Here is a 3,529-nt window from a genome sequence, read left to right as displayed (position 1 = left end):
ATAAGAGACAGGGCGCCGCCAGGGCTGACCTGCCCGATATCCCGATTCAGGGCCCATACCCGAAGCGTCCCGATCCGGACATCCATCCCAAAGTGTGGACCCAACATTGGACATCCGTGATGTGGAAGGTATCGTTTGGGACATGCCAGCGGATCCGCTTCTCGTCGTGCGACGCCACGTCGACTTCCTGCGTGTCCGCAGCGCGATCTGTATCGACGCCCGCTGACCCTGCCCAGTTCTGTTCTCACACCTGGGCGCGTGGTCGGTCAGGCGTCGTTTCCATGAGACGGCCCCGGCACTCGACGGCGAGTCCCGGGCGGCAGACCTGAACCGCGCGTCCACCGCCAGATCGTTCGCCAGATCGTTGACGCAAAGGACCGCGCCATGACAACCCCGGCCAGGCCGGCGAACCGCCACCACAAGCGCCCGCGTGGCGAAGGCCAATGGGCCCTCGGTTTTCGCGAGCCGCTCAACAAGAACGAAGAGAACAAGAAGAACGACGACGGGCTCAACGTCCGCCAGAGGATCATCGACATCTACTCCAAGCGGGGCTTCGACTCCATCGACCCCGCCGACCTGCGCGGCAGGTTCCGCTGGTTCGGCCTCTACACCCAGCGCAAGCCCGGCATCGACGGCGGTAAGACCGCCATCCTCGAGCCGGAGGAACTTGACGACCGCTACTTCATGCTGCGGGTCCGCATCGACGGCGGCCAGCTCAGCCTGGAGCAGCTCCGGGTGATCGCCGACATCTCCAACGACTACGCCCGTGGCACCGCCGACATCACCGACCGGCAGAACGTCCAGTTCCACTGGATCGAGATCGAGTCCGTCCCGGACATCTGGGAGCGCCTGGAGGCGGTCGGGCTGTCGACCACCGAGGCGTGCGGCGACACCCCCAGGGTGATCATCGGCTGTCCGGTGGCCGGCATCGACGCCGAGGAGACCATCGACGGCCGCGCCCAGATCCGCGACATCCTCGACCGCTACATCGGCGACCCGGCGTTCTCCAACCTGCCGCGCAAGTTCAAGACGGCGATCAGCGGCTGCGCGGCGCACTGCACGGTCCACGAGATCAACGACATCGCGTTCGTGGGCGTCGAGCTGGCCGATGGCACCAAGGGCTTCGACGTGTGGGTGGGCGGCGGCCTGTCCACCAACCCGATGCTGGGCAAGCGGCTCGGCGCGTTCGTCCGGCCCGAGCAGGTTCACGAGGTGTGGGCCGGGGTCGCGAGCGTCTTCCGCGACTACGGCTACCGCAGGCTGCGGCACCGCGCCCGGATCAAGTTCCTGGTCCACGACTGGGGCGCGGAGAAGTTCCGGGAGATCCTGGAGAAGGAGTACCTCGGCTACAGCCTTCCCGACGGCCCCTCGCCCGAGCTGCCGCGCGGCGGACGCCGTGACCACGTCGGCGTCTTCCCCCAGCACGACGGCAACTTCTACGTCGGCTTCGCGCCCCGCGTGGGCCGGGTCAGCGGCGACCAGCTCCACCTGATCGCCGACATCGCCGAACGGCACGGCTCGCGCAGGGTCGCCGCCACCGTCGAGCAGAAGATGGTCATCCTCGACGTCGCGCCCGACCAGGTGAAGTCCATGGTGGCCGACCTGGAGGCCGCCGACCTCCAGGTCAACCCCTCCACGTTCCGCCGCCAGACGATGGCCTGCACCGGCATCGAGTACTGCAAGCTGGCCATCATCGAGACCAAGGCCAGTGCGTCGCGCCTGATCGACGAGCTGGAGGCGCGGCTGCCCGACTTCACCGACCCGCTGACCATCAACGTCAACGGCTGCCCCAACTCCTGCGCCCGCATCCAGGTCGCCGACATCGGCCTCAAGGGACAGTTGGTGGTGGACGGCGACGGCAACCAGGTGGAGGGCTACCAGATCCACCTGGGCGGGTCGATCGGGGTCAACCCCGGCTTCGGCCGCAAGGTGCGCGGCCTGAAGGCCACCGCCGCCGAGCTGCCCGACTACGTCGAGCGCGTGGTACGCAACTTCGACTCCCAGAAGAAGGAAGGCGAGACCTTCGCCGAATGGGTCCAGCGCGCGGAGGAGGCGGACCTCAAATGACCGAGCGCGCCGTCCCCTTCCACTGCCCCTACTGCGGTGAGGAGGACCTGGAGCCGTACGAGGGCGATGGGGGCTGGTTCTGCAGGTCCTGCGTACGGGCGTTCAAGCTGAAGTTCCTCGGGATCGGAGTGGTGAGCAGCCAATGAGTGTGGTGGAGATAGAGATCGGCCTACGTGAGCAGCGCAACACCCTCGACCTGCAGGACATCGTCGAATCGGCCGCCGAGTTCCTGGAGGGCGCGCCCGCCCGGGAGATCATCCGGTGGGCGGCGGCGACCTTCGGCGACCGGCTGTGCCTGACCTCCTCGATGAGCGACGCGCTGCTGATCGACCTGGTCAGCCGGGTGAAGCCGGGTATCGACGTGCTCTTCATCGACACCGGGTACCACTTCGCCGAGACCATCGGCACGCGCGACGCCGTACAGCAGGTGTACGACGTCAACCTGATCAACATCCAGCCCTCGCGCACGGTGGAGGAGCAGGAGCGCGACCTCGGGCCCCGGCTGTTCGGCCGCAACCCCGACCTGTGCTGCTTCCTGCGCAAGGTGGAGCCGCTGAACCGCGCGCTGGAGCCGTACCACGCCTGGATCTCCGGCATCCGCCGCGACGAGGCCACGACCCGCGTCGACACCAAGGTCGTCGAGTGGGACGCCAAGCGCCAGATGGTCAAGGTCAACCCGATCGCCGCCTGGTCGCAGGAAGACGTCGACAACTACATCGCCGACAACGGCGTGCTGATCAACCCGCTGCACTACGACAACTACCCGTCCATCGGCTGCGCGCCCTGCACCCGCCAGGTCCTGGACGGGGCGGACCCGCGCAGCGGCCGGTGGTCCGGGATGGGCAAGACCGAATGCGGCATCCACCTTTGACCCGGCCCCTGGCCGGGCCGGGACTCGCCGAGTTCGCCGAGTTCCCGAGGTCTCCGGCCGGGCCGGGCACCGGCGCGCGCAGGGTTCCGCTGGTCGCGGTCGCGCACGGCTCGCGAGATCCACGCGCCGCCGAGACCGTGGAGGAGCTGCTCGACCTCGTACGGCGGGACCGTCCCGGCCTGCCGGTGCGCTCGGCCTACCTCGACCACGCCCCGCCGACCCTCGGCCAGGCCCTCCGCGGCCTGCCCGAGGCCGTCGTGCTGCCCCTGCTGCTCACCGAGGCGTACCACAGCCGGGTCGACATCCCGGCCGCCCTGACCACCGCCACGGCCCGCGACCCCGGCCTGCGCGTCCACCGGGCCACCACGCTCGGCCCGCACCCGCTGCTGGTCACCGCCCTGGAACACCGCCTCACCGAGGCGGGCGTCCCCCTCGGCGACCCGGACACGGCCGTCGTGCTGGTCTCGGCGGGCTCCAGCGACCCCCGTGCCAACGCCGTCGTGGCGGGCATCGCCGGACACTGGCGCCGCGCCCGCCCCTGGTGGTCGGTCGTCCCGGCGTACGCCTCGGCCGGCTCCCCCACCCCGGCCG

The 3,529-nt window shown here is 69.4% G+C and carries 4 protein-coding genes; all 4 read left to right on the top strand.

What is annotated here, in order from left to right; all coding sequences use genetic code 11:
* Positions 1–384 precede the first annotated feature (384 nt).
* Positions 385–2,067 carry a nitrite/sulfite reductase gene (locus tag C1I98_RS36700; RefSeq protein WP_111171874.1) on the top strand — a complete coding sequence of 561 codons (1,683 nt, stop codon included), beginning with the start codon at positions 385–387 and terminating at the stop codon, positions 2,065–2,067.
* Entirely contained in the window at positions 2,064–2,213 is a 150-nt protein-coding gene (locus C1I98_RS36695) for an Insertion element protein (RefSeq protein WP_111171873.1), read from the top strand. The genes C1I98_RS36700 and C1I98_RS36695 overlap by 4 nt, the downstream gene beginning before the upstream one ends.
* Positions 2,210–2,938, top strand: a complete 729-nt coding sequence (locus C1I98_RS36690) for a phosphoadenylyl-sulfate reductase (RefSeq protein WP_111171872.1) — start codon at positions 2,210–2,212, stop codon at positions 2,936–2,938. Before C1I98_RS36695 ends, C1I98_RS36690 begins: the two co-directional genes overlap by 4 nt.
* A gap of 89 nt (positions 2,939–3,027) precedes the next feature.
* A partial coding sequence (locus tag C1I98_RS36685; protein WP_233508496.1) for a sirohydrochlorin chelatase occupies positions 3,028–3,529 on the top strand: 502 nt, incomplete at its 3' end.

Source organism: Spongiactinospora gelatinilytica, from assembly GCF_003236385.1.
Taxonomy (GTDB): domain Bacteria; phylum Actinomycetota; class Actinomycetes; order Streptosporangiales; family Streptosporangiaceae; genus Spongiactinospora; species Spongiactinospora gelatinilytica.
Note: the sequence above shows the minus strand (reverse complement) of the source record. Positions and strands in the feature narration are given on the sequence as shown.

What these genes read in the sequence shown, in the direction of transcription:
- C1I98_RS36700 (WP_111171874.1), top strand. Translation starts at nt 385, where the DNA reads ATGACAACCCCGGCCAGGCCGGCGAACCGCCACCACAAGCGCCCGCGT.
- C1I98_RS36690 (WP_111171872.1), top strand. Translation starts at nt 2,210, where the DNA reads ATGAGTGTGGTGGAGATAGAGATCGGCCTACGTGAGCAGCGCAACACC.
- C1I98_RS36695 (WP_111171873.1), top strand. Translation starts at nt 2,064, where the DNA reads ATGACCGAGCGCGCCGTCCCCTTCCACTGCCCCTACTGCGGTGAGGAG.